The 17,033-nt window shown below is 62.3% G+C and carries 20 protein-coding genes and 1 other RNA gene; 11 read left to right on the forward strand and 10 right to left on the reverse strand.

Translation table 11 applies throughout. From position 1 onward, the window contains the following. Positions 1–255: 255 nt before the first annotated feature. From pyc to NKL06_RS18750, 4 genes are all read left to right on the forward strand, one after another. Complete coding sequence (gene pyc / locus NKL06_RS18735; protein ID WP_023694567.1) at positions 256–3,714, forward strand: pyruvate carboxylase; 3,459 nt, start codon at positions 256–258, stop codon at positions 3,712–3,714. Between the two features lie 148 nt (positions 3,715–3,862). Then, a complete protein-coding gene (locus NKL06_RS18740; RefSeq protein ID WP_023668722.1) occupies positions 3,863–4,123 on the forward strand; it encodes a DUF2312 domain-containing protein in 261 nt (86 codons plus the stop codon). Between the two features lie 93 nt (positions 4,124–4,216). Continuing rightward, on the forward strand, positions 4,217–4,657 hold the full coding sequence (locus NKL06_RS18745) for a hypothetical protein (RefSeq protein ID WP_023694568.1): 441 nt from the start codon (positions 4,217–4,219) through the stop codon (positions 4,655–4,657). 7 nt (positions 4,658–4,664) lie between these two features. Next, positions 4,665–4,976: a hypothetical protein gene (locus NKL06_RS18750; RefSeq protein ID WP_031196451.1), complete on the forward strand. Its 312-nt coding sequence runs from the start codon at positions 4,665–4,667 to the stop codon at positions 4,974–4,976. Between the two features lie 62 nt (positions 4,977–5,038). Here the strand turns inward: NKL06_RS18750 and msrB are convergent, their stop codons facing one another. From msrB to NKL06_RS18780, 6 genes are all read right to left on the reverse strand, one after another. Then, complete coding sequence (gene msrB / locus NKL06_RS18755; RefSeq protein WP_013529102.1) at positions 5,039–5,443, reverse strand: peptide-methionine (R)-S-oxide reductase MsrB; 405 nt, start codon at positions 5,441–5,443, stop codon at positions 5,039–5,041. A 100-nt stretch (positions 5,444–5,543) separates the two neighbouring features. After that, positions 5,544–6,341: an MBL fold metallo-hydrolase gene (locus NKL06_RS18760; RefSeq protein ID WP_023694569.1), complete on the reverse strand. Its 798-nt coding sequence runs from the start codon at positions 6,339–6,341 to the stop codon at positions 5,544–5,546. Positions 6,342–6,357: 16 nt separating this feature from the next. Next, positions 6,358–7,548, reverse strand: a complete 1,191-nt coding sequence (locus tag NKL06_RS18765) for a vWA domain-containing protein (RefSeq protein WP_023694570.1) — start codon at positions 7,546–7,548, stop codon at positions 6,358–6,360. Positions 7,549–7,557: 9 nt separating this feature from the next. Then, the gene (locus NKL06_RS18770; RefSeq protein WP_023684143.1) at positions 7,558–7,818 is read right to left on the reverse strand and encodes a type II toxin-antitoxin system HicB family antitoxin; all 261 of its coding nucleotides are present in this window, start codon (positions 7,816–7,818) and stop codon (positions 7,558–7,560) included. Positions 7,819–7,853: 35 nt separating this feature from the next. After that, entirely contained in the window at positions 7,854–8,300 is a 447-nt protein-coding gene (locus NKL06_RS18775; protein ID WP_023684144.1) for a GNAT family N-acetyltransferase, read from the reverse strand. A gap of 58 nt (positions 8,301–8,358) precedes the next feature. Then, positions 8,359–9,222, reverse strand: a complete 864-nt coding sequence (locus tag NKL06_RS18780; protein ID WP_023698426.1) for a LysR family transcriptional regulator — start codon at positions 9,220–9,222, stop codon at positions 8,359–8,361. Positions 9,223–9,363: 141 nt separating this feature from the next. Between NKL06_RS18780 and NKL06_RS18785 the strand changes: the two genes are divergently transcribed. Further along, positions 9,364–10,902 (forward strand): MFS transporter, encoded by a 1,539-nt coding sequence (locus NKL06_RS18785; RefSeq protein WP_196814135.1) that lies wholly within the window; start codon positions 9,364–9,366, stop codon positions 10,900–10,902. 41 nt (positions 10,903–10,943) lie between these two features. On the opposite strand, the gene NKL06_RS18790 is transcribed toward NKL06_RS18785, so the two are convergent. Next, positions 10,944–11,783, reverse strand: coding sequence for an AAA family ATPase (locus tag NKL06_RS18790; protein ID WP_023694573.1), 840 nt, complete (start codon positions 11,781–11,783; stop codon positions 10,944–10,946). Positions 11,784–11,932: 149 nt separating this feature from the next. Here NKL06_RS18790 and ssrS point away from each other — a divergent pair. The 5 genes from ssrS (at position 11,933) to NKL06_RS18815 (ending at position 15,091) form a co-directional block, all read left to right on the forward strand. Then, positions 11,933–12,088, forward strand: a non-coding RNA gene (gene ssrS, locus NKL06_RS18795) — 6S RNA. A 92-nt stretch (positions 12,089–12,180) separates the two neighbouring features. Then, a complete protein-coding gene (locus tag NKL06_RS18800) occupies positions 12,181–12,765 on the forward strand; it encodes a 5-formyltetrahydrofolate cyclo-ligase (RefSeq protein ID WP_023694574.1) in 585 nt (194 codons plus the stop codon). Positions 12,766–12,847: 82 nt separating this feature from the next. After that, positions 12,848–13,375 carry a DUF3592 domain-containing protein gene (locus tag NKL06_RS18805; RefSeq protein WP_196813862.1) on the forward strand — a complete coding sequence of 176 codons (528 nt, stop codon included), beginning with the start codon at positions 12,848–12,850 and terminating at the stop codon, positions 13,373–13,375. A gap of 56 nt (positions 13,376–13,431) precedes the next feature. Next, positions 13,432–14,256, forward strand: coding sequence for a TIGR00282 family metallophosphoesterase (locus NKL06_RS18810; RefSeq protein WP_023694575.1), 825 nt, complete (start codon positions 13,432–13,434; stop codon positions 14,254–14,256). A 73-nt stretch (positions 14,257–14,329) separates the two neighbouring features. Next, entirely contained in the window at positions 14,330–15,091 is a 762-nt protein-coding gene (locus tag NKL06_RS18815; RefSeq protein ID WP_023694576.1) for a TerC family protein, read from the forward strand. 21 nt (positions 15,092–15,112) lie between these two features. Here the strand turns inward: NKL06_RS18815 and NKL06_RS18820 are convergent, their stop codons facing one another. From NKL06_RS18820 to NKL06_RS18830, 3 genes are read right to left on the reverse strand one after another with little or no spacing between them, the layout of a single operon-like run. Next, the gene (locus tag NKL06_RS18820; RefSeq protein WP_023694577.1) at positions 15,113–15,595 is read right to left on the reverse strand and encodes an SRPBCC family protein; all 483 of its coding nucleotides are present in this window, start codon (positions 15,593–15,595) and stop codon (positions 15,113–15,115) included. 28 nt (positions 15,596–15,623) lie between these two features. Continuing rightward, complete coding sequence (locus NKL06_RS18825; RefSeq protein ID WP_031208971.1) at positions 15,624–15,986, reverse strand: VOC family protein; 363 nt, start codon at positions 15,984–15,986, stop codon at positions 15,624–15,626. Positions 15,987–16,006: 20 nt separating this feature from the next. Beyond that, positions 16,007–16,489, reverse strand: a complete 483-nt coding sequence (locus NKL06_RS18830) for an SRPBCC domain-containing protein (protein ID WP_023694579.1) — start codon at positions 16,487–16,489, stop codon at positions 16,007–16,009. A gap of 51 nt (positions 16,490–16,540) precedes the next feature. On the opposite strand from NKL06_RS18830, the gene NKL06_RS18835 reads away from it, so the two are divergent. Beyond that, positions 16,541–16,864 (forward strand): ArsR/SmtB family transcription factor, encoded by a 324-nt coding sequence (locus NKL06_RS18835; protein ID WP_023668739.1) that lies wholly within the window; start codon positions 16,541–16,543, stop codon positions 16,862–16,864. The last annotated feature ends 169 nt before the right edge of the window (positions 16,865–17,033 follow it).

Consider the following 17,033-nt stretch of genomic DNA (forward strand, 5'->3'; position numbering starts at 1 on the left):
CCCGGCGCTCGCGCCGGGCATTTTTCTTTGGTGACAGGGCGCAGCGAGGGTGGCTGGATAAGCCGCTAGCTGGGTCGAATTTGTGCGGGCACGACAATTAGCGTCACCTCGCGACGCCAATCGCACGCATCTTTTCGATCGGTGGTGCTAGAATCGCATTTAAATCGGTTTAACCTCTCCCCGATTTTGGTTGCACTGCAGCATTTTCGCGTTAATCATGCCTCTGCCCCACCCTCCTGTCCGGAGCCTGCTTCCTTGGCCATCACGAAGATCCTCGTCGCCAACCGGTCCGAAATTGCCATCCGCGTCTTTCGCGCGGCCAACGAGCTCGGCCTCAAAACCGTGGCGATCTGGGCCGAGGAGGACAAATATTCGCTGCATCGGTTCAAGGCCGATGAAAGCTACCAGGTCGGGCGCGGGCCGCATCTGGCCAGGGACATGGGGCCGATCGAAAGCTATCTGTCGATCGAGGAAGTGATCCGCGTCGCCAGGCTGTCCGGCGCCGACGCCATCCATCCAGGCTATGGCCTTCTGTCGGAAAGCCCTGAATTCGCAGATGCCTGCGCCGAGGCCGGCATCACCTTCATCGGACCGAAGCCCGACACGATGCGCCGGCTCGGCAACAAGGTCGCCGCGCGCAATCTGGCCATCGAGGTCGGCGTGCCGGTGGTGCCGGCAACCGAACCGCTGCCGGACGACATGGAAGCAGTCAAGCAGCTCGCCAAGACAGTCGGCTATCCGGTGATGCTCAAGGCATCATGGGGCGGCGGCGGGCGCGGCATGCGCGCCATCCGCGCGGAAGCCGACCTCGCCCGCGAGGTGATGGAAGGCAAGCGCGAGGCCAAGGCCGCCTTCGGCAAGGACGAGGTCTATCTCGAAAAGCTGATCGAGCGCGCTCGCCATGTCGAGGTCCAGGTGCTCGGCGACACGCATGGCAACGCTGTACATCTATTCGAGCGCGACTGCTCGATCCAGCGCCGCAACCAGAAGGTCGTCGAACGGGCGCCGGCGCCCTATCTCAGCGAGGCATTGCGCCAGGAGCTTTGCGGCTATGCGCTCAAGATCGCGCGCGAGACCAGCTATATCGGCGCCGGTACGGTGGAATTCCTGCAGGACGCCGACACCGGCAAATTCTACTTCATCGAGGTCAATCCGCGCATCCAGGTCGAGCACACCGTCACCGAGCAGGTGACCGGCATCGACATCGTCAAGGCGCAGATCCACATACTGGACGGCTTTGCCATCGGCACGAAAGAGTCGGGCGTGCCGGCGCAGGCCGACATCAGGCTGAACGGTCATGCGCTGCAGTGCCGCATCACGACCGAGGATCCGGAGCATAGTTTCATTCCGGACTACGGCCGCATCACCGCTTATCGCGAAGCCGCCGGTTTCGGCATCCGCCTCGACGGCGGCACCGCCTATTCGGGCGCGGTCATCACCCGCTTCTACGATCCGCTGCTGGAGAAGGTGACTGCCTGGGCGCCGACACCGGCCGAGGCGATCGCCCGCATGAATCGGGCCCTGCGCGAGTTCCGCATCCGCGGCGTGGCCACCAACCTCACCTTCCTCGAGGCAATCATCAACCACCCGCGCTTCGCCGACAATTCCTACACGACCAGGTTCATCGACACGACGCCGGAGCTGTTCGCGCAGGTGAAGCGGCAGGACCGCGCCACCAAGCTGCTCAACTATCTGGCCGACGTCAGCGTCAACGGCCATCCCGAAACCCGCGGCCGACCGATGCCCAAGACCGATGCGGCAGCGCCTGTCGTGCCCTATCTCAACGGCAATGTGCCTGATGGCAGCAAGCAGAAGCTAGACGCGTTGGGGCCGGAGAAATTCGCTGCCTGGATGCGTGAGCAAAAAGAGGTGCTTGTCACCGACACGACGATGCGCGACGGTCACCAGTCGCTGCTCGCCACCCGCATGCGCACGCATGACATTGCCGGCATTGCCGGTACCTATGCGCGCGCGCTGCCGCGGCTGCTGTCGCTGGAATGCTGGGGCGGCGCCACTTTCGACGTCGCCATGCGCTTCCTCACCGAGGATCCGTGGGAGCGGTTGAGCAAAGTGCGCGAAGCGGCCCCCAACCTTTTGCTGCAGATGCTTCTGCGCGGCGCCAATGGCGTCGGCTACACCAACTATCCCGACAATGTCGTGCAACATTTCGTCAGCCAGGCAGCGGCCGGTGGGGTCGACCTGTTCCGCGTCTTCGACTGCCTGAACTGGGTCGAGAATATGCGCGTCGCCATGGACGCGGTGGGCGCGGAGGGCAAGCTGGTCGAAGCGGCGATCTGCTACACCGGCGACATCCTCGATCCGGCGCGCGCCAAATACGACCTTAAATACTATGTCGGGTTGGCGAAGGAATTGCAGGCAGCCGGCGCCCATATCATCGCCGTCAAGGACATGGCCGGGCTTTTGAAGCCGGCTGCCGCCCGCGTGCTGTTCAAGGCGCTGCGCGAGGCGACCGACCTGCCGATCCATTTCCACACCCACGACACGTCAGGCCTGTCGGCGGCGACGGTGCTGGCCGGCGTGGAAAGCGGCGTCGACGCCATCGACGCGGCGATGGATTCCTTCTCCGGCAACACCTCGCAGCCTTGCCTGGGCTCGATCGTCGAGGCGCTGAAGGGAACCGAGCGCGATCCCGGCCTCGATCCGCAATGGATCCGCAAAATCTCCTTCTACTGGGAAGCGGTGCGCAACCAGTATGCCGCCTTCGAAAGCGACCTCAAGGGGCCAGCCTCGGAAGTCTATCTGCACGAAATGCCGGGCGGCCAGTTCACCAACCTCAAGGAACAGGCGCGTTCGCTGGGGCTGGAAACGCGTTGGCACGAGGTGGCACAAGCCTATCACGACGTCAATTTGATGTTCGGTGACATCGTCAAGGTGACGCCGTCGTCCAAGGTGGTCGGCGACATGGCGCTGATGATGGTGAGCCAGGATCTGACCGTTGCCGACGTCGAAAACCCGGCCAAGGACATCGCCTTCCCGGACTCGGTCGTCTCGATGCTGCGCGGCGATCTCGGCCAGTCGCCCGGCGGCTGGCCTGCGAAGCTGCAGAAGAAGGCATTGAAGGAAACCAAGCCGATCACCGTACGGCCGGGCTCGCTGCTCAAGCCAGCCGACCTCAAGGCCAGCCGCAAGGAGATCGAGCAGAAGCTGGAGCGCAAGCTCTCGGAGTACGAATTCGCCTCCTGGCTGATGTATCCGAAGGTGTTCACCGACTTCGCCGCCGCGCAGGAAACCTACGGGCCGGTCAGTGTGCTGCCGACGCCGACCTATTTCTACGGCATGAAGTCCGAGGATGAGATCTTCCTGGACATCGAAAAAGGCAAGACGCTTGTAGTGCGCTGCCTTGCGATCGGCGACGTCGATGAGAAGGGCATGGTCACCGTGTTCTTCGAGCTCAACGGCCAGCCGCGCCGTGTCCGGGTGCCGGACAGGGCGCATGGCGCCTCGGCGGCCAAGGCTCGGCGCAAGGCCGAGCCCGGCAACGAGGCGCATGTCGGCGCGCCGATGCCGGGCGTGGTCTCCGCCCTTTCGGTTGCCGCCGGCCAAGCTGTCAAGGCCGGCGACGTGCTGTTGTCGATCGAAGCCATGAAGATGGAGACGGCCCTGCATGCCGAGCGCGACGGCACAGTGGCCGAAGTGCTGGTCAAGGCCGGCGATCAGATCGATGCGAAGGATCTGTTGATCGCGTTTGGCTGACGCGCGGATCCATCACACTGGGGACGGCTGGCAGCAGCCGTTCACGAAGCGCCGATAATGGCTTGACCCGCCGCGCCTGCTCGGGCATCGAACCCGCTCCAATTTACCGCGCCAGAATCGCGGTGCGAAAAAGTAGTGGAGAAAAAACATGGCCGACGACATCACAGATACCAGCCAGACTGTTGCCGCCGGCCAGTTGCGCGCCTTCATCGAGCGCATCGAGCGGCTCGAGGAAGAAAAGAAGACCATCGCCGACGACATCAAGGAAGTGTTCGCCGAGGCCAAGGGCACCGGCTTCGACACCAAGGCGATGCGGTCGATCATCCGGCTGCGCAAGAAGGACCAGGCCGAGCGCCAGGAAGAGGAAACCATCCTCGATCTCTACAAGGCCGCGCTCGGCATGGTGTAAGGCTGTCTGGAAATTCTACTCCGGCTGATATCGCCAGAGCGAATTTCGAAACAGTCTCGGGCCAAGGAATGATGCTGGAACGGGCATCGAACCATGAGCGAATTCGACTTCGGCGCCCGCCGCGCCTCTGAATTCCGCCAACGCAGCTTCTGGGCGCTGTTCGCCGAACGGCATCCGGAGGAACGCGCTTCCATGGCGCGGCGCGGACCCTGGTTCTGGCAGCGCGGGCTGCCCGACTTCGCTCTGGTCCTGTCCATGTATGTCGCGCCGGCGCAAAGCCAAGTTGGCGTCTTTTTCGGCCGTAACGAGAAGTTCGGCGCGACCGGGGTCTGGTCGCGGCTGAAGCCGTTCCAACCGGCAATCGAAGACAGGCTGAAGCTCAGGCCGGAGCAGAGCTGCGAGGCCCTCGGCATCAATTCGATGTGGCGGGTGAACTGCTATGCCGAGGACAACTGGCCGGCCATGGCCGACTGGCTGGTGACGGAATGCTCGCGCTTCGAGCGCGCCGTCACCGACGTGCTGAGAGAGGGATAGCTATCAGGTGTTGGTGCAAAGCATCGGATCCTTCTTCGGCTCGCGCTGGCAAGGCGCGGTTCCGGTCGAGCGGTTGTTCTGGCGCGATCTAGTCCTTGTCGGCACGGCGATCAACATCACCTCGTCGGTGGCCGCGCTCATTCTGCTCGGCTTGAAGCTGCCGCTCGCCGTCGTCCTGGCGGTGCATTTCGCGCCCGTGCCCTACAACATCTTTCTGACCTTTGCCGTCTGGCGAACCACGGAAAAATCCAGTGGCGCCAAGGCTTCGTTGATGACGCTCGGGGCTACGCTTTGGCTGATCCTGGTGGTGGTTGTCTGAGAAGATTGACACGAAAAAGGGCGGCCGAAGCCGCCCTTTGAAGATGGTGGTCAAGCCGCGGCTTAAGCCGCCGGCTCGAATTTCAGCGCCACGCCGTTGATGCAATAGCGCAGGCCGGTCGGCGGCGGGCCGTCCTCGAAGACATGGCCGAGATGGCTGCCGCAGCGGGCGCAGTGGCATTCGGTGCGGACCATGCCGTAGCTGCGGTCGACGGTGTTTTCGACCGAACCGGGCACCGGATCATTGAAGCTCGGCCAGCCGGTGCCGCTCTCGAACTTGAGCTTGGATTCGAACAGCGGCTGGTCGCAGCCGACGCAGGAAAAGGTGCCGGCGCGCTTTTCGTAGAGCAGCGCGCAGCTTCCGGGCCGTTCGGTGCCATGGCCGCGCATGACCGCATATTGTTCGGGCGTCAGGCGGGCGCGCCATTCGGCGTCGGTGCGGGTGACAGGGTAGGTGTGGGTGTCCATTTGATCTCCTCAGCCTTGGCGGCTTGTTGTTGGTTGCAAGCTATATTCGCTTAGAGATAGGCGTTTGTTACGTGTTTTGCTCGCATTTTCAGCCGAGCTCCTACCCAATCGCCTGAAGATAGCGGGCGATCGACGCATGAAATGCCGTTCTTGCGGCGCCGATGATGTTCTGCTGCCACCACGCGCCGTAGATGTCGTCGAATTCGAAAGGCTCAAGTGCCGCCGCGATGCGTCGCACGGCCGGCGCATTGAGCGGAATGTAGTTCGGATAGCTGTACATGAAGCTGACATGGCGACGCGTCGGCGTCACCTGCAATATGTCGCCGGACAGCAGGGCGTTACCGTCATCGCGTTTCCAATGCAGCACCTGGCCGCCGGCAAAATGGCCACCGCAACGCACGAGTGTCAGCGACGGGTTTATGGCCAGCGTCTCGCCCGCCCAGCTGACGATGGCGTTGTGCGGCCGCATAATCCACTGGCGGTCGTCGGCATGGAGATAGATCGGCACGCCGCCAAACGCCTCGCTCCACTCGACCATCACCGAATAATAGTGGCAGTGCGAAATGGCGATCGCGGCCAGGCCGCCGCGCCGGTTGATTTCGGCTACCGCCTCGTCGCTCACCATCGAGATGCAATCCCACAGCACATTGCCGTGCGGCGTCTGCGCCAGCAGCGCCCGCTGGCCGATAGCAAAGCGCGGCTCGATGCCGAAAGCGAGAACGCCGGCATCGTCCTTCATCACAAGCCTATGCCCGGCAGAGAGTTCTTCCCCAGTGATCCAGGCCTGGCCTTCCCAGCGCACATATTGCCGCTCGTCCTCGCAGATCGGGCAATGTTCTGGAGGGGTCTGCGTTGCCGCGAACTGGACGCCGCATTGCGGGCAAAGAAAGCAGGTCATCGGTTTTCCTCTCATATCAATGCTTGCGTGAAAGCTGCTTGGTCGCGGCTTCCAGCCCGGCCATCGTCAGCGGGAACATGCGGCCGCCGAAGAGATCGCGGATCATCGCGATCGAATGGGTGAAGCCCCAGTTTTTCTGGTTTTCGGGGTTCAGCCAGACCGCATTCGGCCATTGCTGCAGCAGCCGGCCAAGCCAGACGCTGCCGGCTTCCGGGTTCCAATGCTCGACCGAACCGCCGGGATGCGCGATCTCGTAAGGGCTCATCGAGGCATCGCCGACGACGATCACCTTGTAGTCGGGGCCGTATTTGTGAAGCAGATCGAAGGTCGGGATGGCCTCGGCATGCCTGCGCCGGTTGTCCTTCCAGACGCCCTCGTAAAGGCAGTTGTGGAAGTAAAAATATTCGAGCCGGCGGAATTCGGCGCGGGCGGCCGAAAACAGCTCCTCGACGCTTTTGATGTGGTCGTCCATCGAGCCGCCAACATCGAAGAACATCAAGAGCTTCACGGCGTTGCGCCGTTCGGGTCGCGTCTGCACATCGAGATAGCCGTGCTCGGCGGTGGCATGGATGGTGCCGGGCAGGTCGAACTCTTCCTCCGCACCCTCGCGCACCCAGCGGCGCAGGCGCTTCAGCGCCACCTTGATGTTGCGGGTGCCGAGCTCGACGGCGTCGTCGAAATTTTTGAACTCGCGCTTGTCCCAGACTTTCACCGCACGGCGATTGCGGCTTTCATGCTGGCCGATGCGCACGCCTTCGGGATTGTAGCCATAGGCGCCGAAAGGCGAGGTGCCGCCGGTACCAATCCATTTCGAGCCGCCCTGGTGGCGGCCTTTCTGCTCCTCCAGCCGCTGCTTCAGTGTCTCCATCAGCTTGTCGAAACCGCCGAGCGCCTCGATCAGTTTCTTCTCTTCCTCGGTCAGGTGCTTTTCGGCGAGCCGGCGCAGCCATTCCTCAGGGATGTTGGCGACACCGACGGCATCGGGGCCGGTGAGCGCCTCGATCCCCTTGAAGACATGCGCAAACACCTGGTCGAAGCGGTCGATATGGCGTTCGTCCTTCACAAGCGCGGCGCGGGCGAGGTAGTAAAAACCCTGGACGTCATAGTCGACCAGCCCCGCCTCCAGCCCTTCCAGCAGCGACAGATATTCCCTGAGCGAAACGGGAACCCGCGCGGCCTTTAGTTCGAGAAAGAAGGGGAGGAACATGGTTGGCCGTTATCTATGCCGAACGGTCACGGCGGAGTCGCCACGGGCACTGTCGATTTCGCCGGATTGCAGAAGATTTGCCACAGTACGTGGGTTGGGCATGGGCAAGTGCTTTGCGATGCGGGCTTCCGCCCATTCGCGCATAGCCGAGGCGGCGTCGGCTATCGCTTCCGCCGGGTTTGCGCCGGCCCCGTGGCAGCCGGCGAGACCGGGCATCCGCACTCCCCAAACGCCGTCACTGCCATCCAGGATTCCGACATAGCGGATCATTCGGCTCCTTCCGCGTTATTTCGATCGCGCTCGCATCATAGCAGATCATACTCGATGAAGCCCGTCCGTCGCGCGACATGGTCGTAGAGCTTGCGCGCTGTGGCGTTGGTTTCGTGGGTCATCCAATAGACGTTCTTGACGCCGATCTTGTCGGCTTCCTGCTTGACCGCTTCAATGAGGGCCGCACCGATGCCCTTGCCGCGCACATCAGGGTCGGCGAACAGGTCCTGCAGGTAGCAGTTGTTTTTCTCCGACCAGCCGGAGCGGTGATAGAGATAATGGGTCAGGCCGACTGCCTTGCCGTCGAGCGTGGCGATAAACCCCTTCGGTTCGAATTCACCTTCCGTGAACAGTCGTTTCCAGGTGATGTCGTAGACCTCGTCCGGCAGCTTGGTCTCGTAGAAGGTGAGGTAGGCAGTCCACAGCCGCCGCCAGTCGGCATGGTCGGCCAGCGCCAGCGGGCGGACGGTGATCTCGGTCATTTCGGTTCCTCCAAAGCCTTATCGGATTCCGGCGGAATCAGATCGGAAACACCATCGCCTAATCCACCGGCGAATTGTACTCGCGAAATGCGGTCGCCAGCATTTGCAGCGCGTCACGCGCCCGCGGCGCCAGATTGTGCGAATGCAGGACCACTTCGGAGGGGTCAAGCGACGGCAGGCCGAGCTTGCGGCCAACCTCGATCAGGCCGGGCGGAGCGACGCAGTGAGCCAGCGCCGAAACGGCAAAGCCCGCCGATATCGCAATGTTGACGGCCGCGCCGCCGCCGCCGACGAAGGCCTCCTCCCAGGCGATGCCTGCTTTGTCCAGCGCCTCGACCGCCCGCACACGATCCGGACAGTTGCACACGGTGCTTAAGAGCGCGAGGCGCAACGGCGTTCCGCGCTGCCACTCGAAGGAAGGTGCGGCGAACCAGCCATAGTGGTTGCGCGACAAGGTCCGGCCAGGACGGCTGTCGCCTTCGCGGTGCACGATAACCGCGTCGAGCTCGCCGTGATCGAAAGCTTCCTTGAGCACCGTGCTGGTATCGATCCTCAAACTGAGCGTCAGCGATGGATCGTGCGCATGGAGCTGGGCAATCAGAATGGACAGCGCCGGACCGGCGGCATGATCGACAAAGCCGAGCGCAAGCCGGCACGGTGCTGACGCAAACTCCGCCATGGCGCGCTCGTGCGCGGCAAGGAAGTCGCGCGCGGCGGGGAGGAAGACGGCGCCTCGTGCCGACAGGCTGACGCGGCGCGGCGTTCTTTCAATCAATCGCGCGCCCAGCTTCTCCTCAAGGCGGCGCAGCTTGACGCTGATCGTCGCCTGCGTGCTGCCCAGCGCCGATGCCGCCTGGGTGAAGCTCTGCAGATCGGCCACCATCACAAAGGTTCGTACGGCGTCCACATCAAGACTGGTCATCGCAGCACTCCATTGGCCAACCATTCGATTTTGTCATTTCTGATATAGCCGAGCATAGTCTTTTTTCATGGTCAAGTCTCCTCTATGTCAAACTGGTCGCGGTTTGAAGAGCGCCGCATGTTCCGATGGAAAGAGATCGATATGCCAATTCAACGAAACACCATCGCGCTCACCGGCGTGTGCTTGGCGTCGCTCTTGTTCGGGCTCGAAATCTCCAGCGTGCCGGTGATCCTGCCGAAACTGGAAAGCGTGCTCGCCGCCGATTTCAAAGACCTGCAATGGATCATGAACGCCTACACCATTGCCTGCACCACGGTGCTGATGGCGACAGGGACATTGGCCGACCGTTTCGGCCGCAAGAGCGTGATGGTGATCACCACCGTCGCCTTCGGCCTCGCCTCGCTGCTGTGCGGCCTGGCGCCGAGTGCGGCGCTGCTGATCGCCGCCCGCTTCCTGCAAGGTCTCGCCGGCGGCGCGATGCTGACCTGCAGCGTCGCCGTGCTGTCGCATCAGTTCCAGGATGGCCGCGAACGCGGCAAGGCTTTTGTTGCCTGGAGCGTCGTCTCAGGCATCGGGCTTGGTTTCGGTCCCGCCATTGGCGGCCTGATCGTGGCGCTGTCGAACTGGCAGTGGGTGTTCCTCATCCACGTGCCGCTGGCGCTCCTGGCGCTCGCCTTTATCGGCGCCGGTGTCACGCAATCGCGCGATCACAATGCCCAGAAGCTCGACTGGGCCGGCATGCTGACGCTGTCGGTTTCTGTGTTCGGCTTCTCCTATCTGATCACGCAGGGTGCGGATCTCGGGACCAGCGCCCGCATCGGCGTGATATTAGCCTCCGTGGCTGCGTTCATCGCTTTCCTTGTGGCCGAGAGGGTCAATCCCTATCCGATGTTCGATTTCTCCGCGTTCCGCATCCGCCAGTTTTCCGGCGCGATCATGGGCGCCATCGGCATGAATTTCAGTTACTGGCCGTTCATCATCTATCTGCCGATCTATTATTCGGGCGTTCTCGGCTATGACAGCACGACGACCGGCCTGCTGTTGCTCGTCTACACGCTGCCCTTCATGGTGATGCCGCCGATCGCCGAGCGCCTGCGCGCGCGCTATCAGGCGCGAATTGCCATCCCGCTCGGTCTGCTGACGCTAGGGATCGGTTTCATCGCCATGTGGATCGGCTCCGGGCTCGAGGGCGCCACCTGGCTGACCATGCTGCCCGGCACGCTGATTGCCGGCATCGGCATCGGTCTCACCAATTCGCCGACCACCAATACCACGACCGGCGCGGTATCGCCGGATCGTGCCGGCATGGCGTCCGGCATCGACATCAGCGCACGCCTGATCACGCTTGCCATCAACATCGCGGTGCTCGGCCTGCTGCTGACGCAAGGTATCGTTTCCCACCTGCGGGCCACACTCGGCGCGGCTTTGGAGCCGGATGAGTTGCGGGCACTGGCGGAAAGGATCGCCACCGGCAATCTGGAGGGCCTTGCGCAGGGGACGCCGAAGCTCGCAGCCCTCGACCCATCCGGCGCCATCGTGCATGCCGCCCTGGTCAACGGTTTCGGCTGGGTCATGCTCTATTGCGGGATCGGCGTTCTCGCCCTGTCGGTCATCGGCTTCGTCATCTTCGGGCCGAAGCGCGTCGCGCCGCAGGAGAGAGGGTTTGCTCCCGCGGAGTAAGCGGCCAAAGCCGCCCGTAGCTGTCAGCCAACCCTCGATCCTCACCCCTGCCGTCTGGCCATGAAGGCCAGGCGTTCAAACAGATGCACGTCCTGTTCGTTCTTGAGCAGTGCGCCGTGCAGCTTCGGCAGCGCGTTCCTGGGGTCGGCGCGCAGATCCTCGGGTGCGATGTCGTCGGCGACCAGCAGGCGGATCCAGTCGAGCGCCTCGGAGGTCGACGGCTTCTTCTTCAACCCCTGCACATCGCGGATCTCGTAGAACTGGGTCAGGGCAGCACGCACCAAATTCTGCTTTATGCCGGGATAGTGCACGTCGACGATTTTGTGCAGCGTGTCGACATCGGGAAAGCGGATGTAGTGGAAGAAGCACCGGCGCAGGAAGGCGTCGGGCAGTTCCTTCTCATTGTTGGAAGTGATGATGACGATGGGGCGCACAGCGGCGCGGATCGTTTCGCCGGTTTCGTAGACGAAGAACTCCATCCGGTCGAGTTCCTGCAGCAGGTCGTTGGGGAATTCGATATCGGCCTTGTCGATCTCGTCGATCAACAGCACGACCTTCTTACCGGCCGCGAAGGCGTGCCAGAGCTTGCCGCGCTTGATGTAGTTTTTGATGTCGTTGAACCTGGCATCGCCGAGCTGGCTGTCGCGCAGCCGCGAGACAGCATCATATTCATACAGTCCCTGCTGCGCACGGGTGGTCGACTTGACGTGCCATTCGATCAGGTCGAGGCCGAGCGCCGATGCCACCTGGCGGGCAAGCTCGGTCTTGCCGGTGCCCGGCTCGCCCTTGACCAGCAACGGCCGCTCCAGCGCGATCGCGGCGTTCACCGCCACCATCAGATCCTTGTCGGCGACATAGGCCGCCGTGCCTTCGAAACGCATACTTGCTCCTCGGTTGGTCAGCGCGAGCGTAAGGACGCTGCTTGACCTGTGCAAGGGCGAGCCGGCTGCGACCAAAGCGTGTGAGATCGAAATGGAAACATCGGCTCATGTCACTAGCGCTTGACCGACCAGCCGCCTATATTGGGCTTGGCGGTCTGCGCTTCCCGGCAGGAGAACATTTTCCCCGGGGCCTTAACGATCCTTAGGGAGCTGTCCCTGGGAAGACCCGTGGGTTTTCTCATACGGCGCCCACCTACTTTGTAGGTTCCCGGGATCGCTCTCTCCACCGGTTGTGTGGATCGTCACTTACCTCTATCCGCCCAGTTTGGCGGATGATGTGGTAGAAAACGTCGCTCATGAAACGTCACCCAGATCCGACCTTTTCTATCGTCCGCGCATGACATCTCCCAAAGACCTGAAAAAGCAGTTGCGCCTCGAGGCACTCGGCCGTCGCGATGCGCTCGATCCGCTGTGGCGGGTGGAGATCGCGCTTGAAATGGCCGAGACGGCGCGCGACCACCTCGCCATCGAGCCGGGTCAGATCGTTTCAGCTTTCTGGCCGATGCGATCGGAAGTCGACGTCAGGCCGCTGATGTCCGCCTTGCGCGAGAACGGGGCCAGGCTTTGCCTGCCGGCCATCCTCGACAAGACCACCATCGTCTTTCGCGAACTGGTGCGCGGCGCGCCGATGGTCGAGATGGGTTTTGGCACGGTCGGTCCGCATGCGGAGGCCGAGGTTCTCGATCCCGCGGTGATGCTGGTGCCGCTCGCGGCCTTCGACAGCCGCGGTCATCGCATCGGGTATGGCGCCGGCTATTACGACCGCGCCATCGCCAGGCTGATCGACAAGGGCCAGCCGCCACGACTGATCGGCATCGCTTTCGATTGCCAGGAGGTGGGTCTGGTGCCGGATGAGGCGCACGACGTCATCATCCCGGAAATACTCACCGAGAGCGGTTTGCGCCGCTTCGACATCGCTTAAAAGACCGCGATCCCGCTTAACGCGTTTCCAAGACGTGCCGGATAGTATTCCGGCAACACAGTCCGAGCCGATGGCGGCCATCATGTTTGTCTTCGCACGCTTCCTGCTGATGCCGTTCGTCCTCATCGCGGTAACGCTGTTCGCGATGGCATTGCACATTTCCGGAACGGCCCTGCACCACCAGTTCGCCTGGCATCAGACGGTTGCCACAGTGACGGATGTCAGTTCCTACAGCGAAGCCCAGGGTAATGGCCTCACCGCGAAAGGCATCAACGTCGCTGTCACCTATGTCGCGAACGATGCACCGATGACGTGGTCCGGCAAGGGAAAGGACATCGGCCTCTACACGGCGTCCAAAGGCGACGCGGTGAAGTTGTATTACAACCCTGCCAATCCATCGATCCTCGATACCGCGGCGATGAAGGGCTGGCGCGGCGGGCTGTTGCTCCTGGCCGCTACTGGTGGGTTCACTGTTTTTTACGTGTGGTTCTTCTGGCTGCGCGGACGCACCGCACCGCCGGCGTCACCGATGATGCCTTCGGCAGTTCGCGTTGCGGGCGCGAGCGCCAAGCCGCCTCAACAGCAGCGTGGTACTTTCGGCCGGCGTTAGCGCCAATCGCCCGGGTAGCGCTTGCCTAGCGTCCGTGCCTCTGGATAGAAGTGGGCATGAGACTTCTCTTCCTCGGCGACATGGTGGGCAAATCGGGACGTACGGCGGTGTGGGAACAACTGCCCGGCCTGATCTCGGATTTCAAACTCGACTTCGTCATCGTCAATGGCGAGAACGCCGCCGGCGGCTTCGGCATCACCGAAGACATTTTTCGCGACACCATCGCCGCCGGTGCGGATGTCGTCACCACCGGCAACCATGTCTGGGACCAGCGCGACGCACTGATCTTCGCGCCGCGCGAGGAGCGCTTTTTGCGCCCATCCAACTTCCCCGAGGGCACGCCGGGGCGCGGTTCCGGCGTCTATATCGCCAAAAACGGCGCGCGCGTGCTGGTCGCCAACATCATGGGCCGGGTGTTCATGCATCCCGAGCTCGACGATCCGTTCCAGGCCGGCGAGCGCGAGCTGGCCGCCTGTCCGCTGGGCGAGCAGGCCGATGCCGTGGTCATCGACTTCCATGCCGAAGCGACCTCGGAGAAAATGTGCTTCGCGCATTTCGTCGACGGCCGCGCCAGCCTCGTCATCGGCACCCATACGCACCAGCCGACGGCCGACCACCAGATCCTCAACGGCGGCACCGGCTACATGTCCGATGCCGGCATGTGCGGCGACTATGATTCCTCGCTCGGCATGGACAAGGAAGAGCCGCTCAACCGCTTCCTGTCGAAAGTGCCGAAAGGCCGCTTCGAGGCGGCGACCGGACCGGCGACATTGTGCGGCGTCGGCGTCACTATTTCCGACCGCACCGGCCTGACCGAGAAGATCGCGCCTTTTCGTCGCGGGCCGCGGCTCGAAGAAACCGCGCCATCCTTCTGGTCTTGACATTGATATAGTCGAGTAAAGTACCTAACTGGCGACGAAACTGCTCTAGATCGTTAAAGAGGGGACGACCTCCATGCAGCTGATCGAGTTCTTTGCGCCGCATTTTCAATTTGTTTCCGATCCAACCGCGTGGGTCGCGTTGCTGACGCTGATCGTCCTCGAGGTCGTGCTCGGCATCGACAATCTGATCTTCATCTCGATCCTGACCAACAAATTGCCTGAGGCGCAGCGCGCCCGCGCCCGCCGTCTCGGCATCTCGGCGGCGCTGATCATGCGGCTGGTGCTGCTCGCAACCATCTCCATCATCGTGCAGCTGACGACGCCGGTGTTCACAGCGTTCGGCCATGGCTTTTCCTGGCGCGACCTGATCCTGATTGCCGGCGGCCTGTTCCTGGTCTGGAAGGCGACCAAGGAAATCCACCACACCGTCGATCCCGACGACCACAAGGATACGATGATGGGCGAGACGCTGCAGATCTCGCTTGCCGGCGCCATCTTCCAGATCCTGCTGCTCGATCTCGTCTTTTCGATCGATTCGATCATCACCGCCGTCGGCATGACCGACGAGATTGCCATCATGTACATCGCCGTGATCGTGGCGGTGAGCGTGATGATGCTGGCGGCCGGGCCGCTGGCCAATTTCATCGCCAAGAACCCGAGCATCGTCATGCTGGCGCTGGGCTTCCTGCTGATGATCGGCATGACGCTGATCGCCGACGGCATGGGCTATCATGTGCCGAAGGGCTACATCTACGCCGCGATGGGCTTTTCCGCCCTGGTCGAGGGCCTCAACATGCTGGCGCGGCGAAGGAAGAAATCCAGCGGTGGGCATTGAGGCTGGGCGATCGGGGCGATCCTAGCGCCCCGGCACGCCCTTCGGATAACGGTCGCCGATCAGGCCAAGCGACAGGCCCTGTTCCAGCCATGCCTTTGCGCCGGCAAGAACCAGTGCGAAGCCGTCGGTCGAGCCGACCGCCTGCTTGACCTGCTCGTCGGCGGTGCCGGCGAAGCCGAAATTGCTGACCTCAAGAAAGGTCGCACCGTCAGGCGTTTCGGCGCCGGGCATCTCCGGGAATGTCCAGACCACAGTGGTCGGCGGATCGCTCCATTGCATGACGATCATCTTGTTCTCGACGATCTCGCTGACATTGACCATCGCCGAGGCGCCGTACATGCGCCACTCCCAGCGAACCTCTTTGCGGCTATCCAGCCGGCCGCTACTGTGGGTAAACCAGAATTTCGTGGTGATGGCCGGGTCGACCATCGCCTCGAAGACATCGGCGACCGGCCGCTTAATCAGCATGCCGGCTTCGGCAGTCGGCGTTTTGTGAATTTCCATCGATGCTCCTTCCTTGTCCGGTTTGCGCTCACCATGCGTCAGGCTCGCGCACCATGTGAACGATGCTGGCCGGGTTGGCGATCCAGAAGCCGCGAAAGCCTTCGCCCAGGGGCTCGACCGCGTCGCAACGGACGACGCCGGCCTTGGCGAGATGATCCGCAATGGCTGCAGAATTGTCGGTGAAAAGCTCAAGCCAGACTTCGGCCTGGCTCAGCATCGGCGCCTCGTCGATCCACAGACGGTTTGGGCCAAGCTCGAAGCCGATGGCTGGCGTCTTGGCGGTGAATGGCTTTAAGCCGACGACATCACGATAGAAGGCGATCGTCGCCTCGTACTGGTGCGGCGGCACCTTCATGGCGATGTTGATTCCACCTGTCATTTTCGCGGTCATTGCGGGCTCCGTTGCGCTGTTCATCTGTTTGTCTCGTTGGCCGGCTCGCCCCTCATCTCGCCGCGGTAGTAGCCGTCGCGCAGGTTGATGCCGTATTCGACATAGGCCTTCATGCAGGCCAGCATCTGCGACCAGCCCTCGCAATTGAGGTAGGATTTCTGCAGGCCGACCACGCCTTCCGGCCAGCCGGATTCAGCAATGGTCACAAGGGTGCCGCCATCGTCCAGCGGCTCGAAGTTCATCTCGATGCGTGTCTTGTAGGCGGGCCTGTCGTCGGCATCTGTGGCATCCCAGCGCAACACGATGCGGCTGTCCTTGACCACTTCATCGACCTCGACCGGCACTTTTCCCCACCAGACGACACCGATGCCGGCCTTCAGCGGCGCGCTGGCGCCGCCGATGGTGGTGAAATAGCCACTCAGCTTTTTAGGATTGACGACGGCGTCGAAGACTTCGGCGACCGGTTTGCCGATGCGCCCGGAAACTCTGAATCCAAGAGACATATCCACAGCTCCTTCCTTGATTGGCTCGACGATATGTTATAGAAACATAACATGTCAAGCCAAACCGCAGACGATCACGTTTTCAAGGCGTTGGCGCATCCGCGCCGTCGCGAATTGCTGGATCGGCTGAAGGATGCACCGCAGACGACCGGCATGTTGTGCGAGGCGTTTCCCGACATCGATCGCTGCACCGTCATGCTGCATCTCAAGGTGCTGGAAGAAGCCGAACTGGTGGTGGCAAAGCGCCAAGGGCGAGAGCGCTGGAACCATCTCAACGCGCTGCCGATCAAGCACATCCACGACCGCTGGATCAGCCAGTATGCCGGCCATGCGCTCAGCATTATCGACCGGCTGAAGTCCGATCTGGAGGGCTGAACCGGCGCGGCTGGACGAATTGAGCCGATTTATCTATAAGCCGGCCATTCCGACAGAGAACGCCGTGCATCCATCGCGTTGCACCTTGGACGGCTCTGAAAATTTGAATTCGAGTACCCGGGAGGACGAGGTGAGACCACCTCGCTTCGGGATGCTCTAGCCGAAGACG

The organism is Mesorhizobium sp. C268A, assembly GCF_040324475.1.
Classification (GTDB): domain Bacteria; phylum Pseudomonadota; class Alphaproteobacteria; order Rhizobiales; family Rhizobiaceae; genus Mesorhizobium.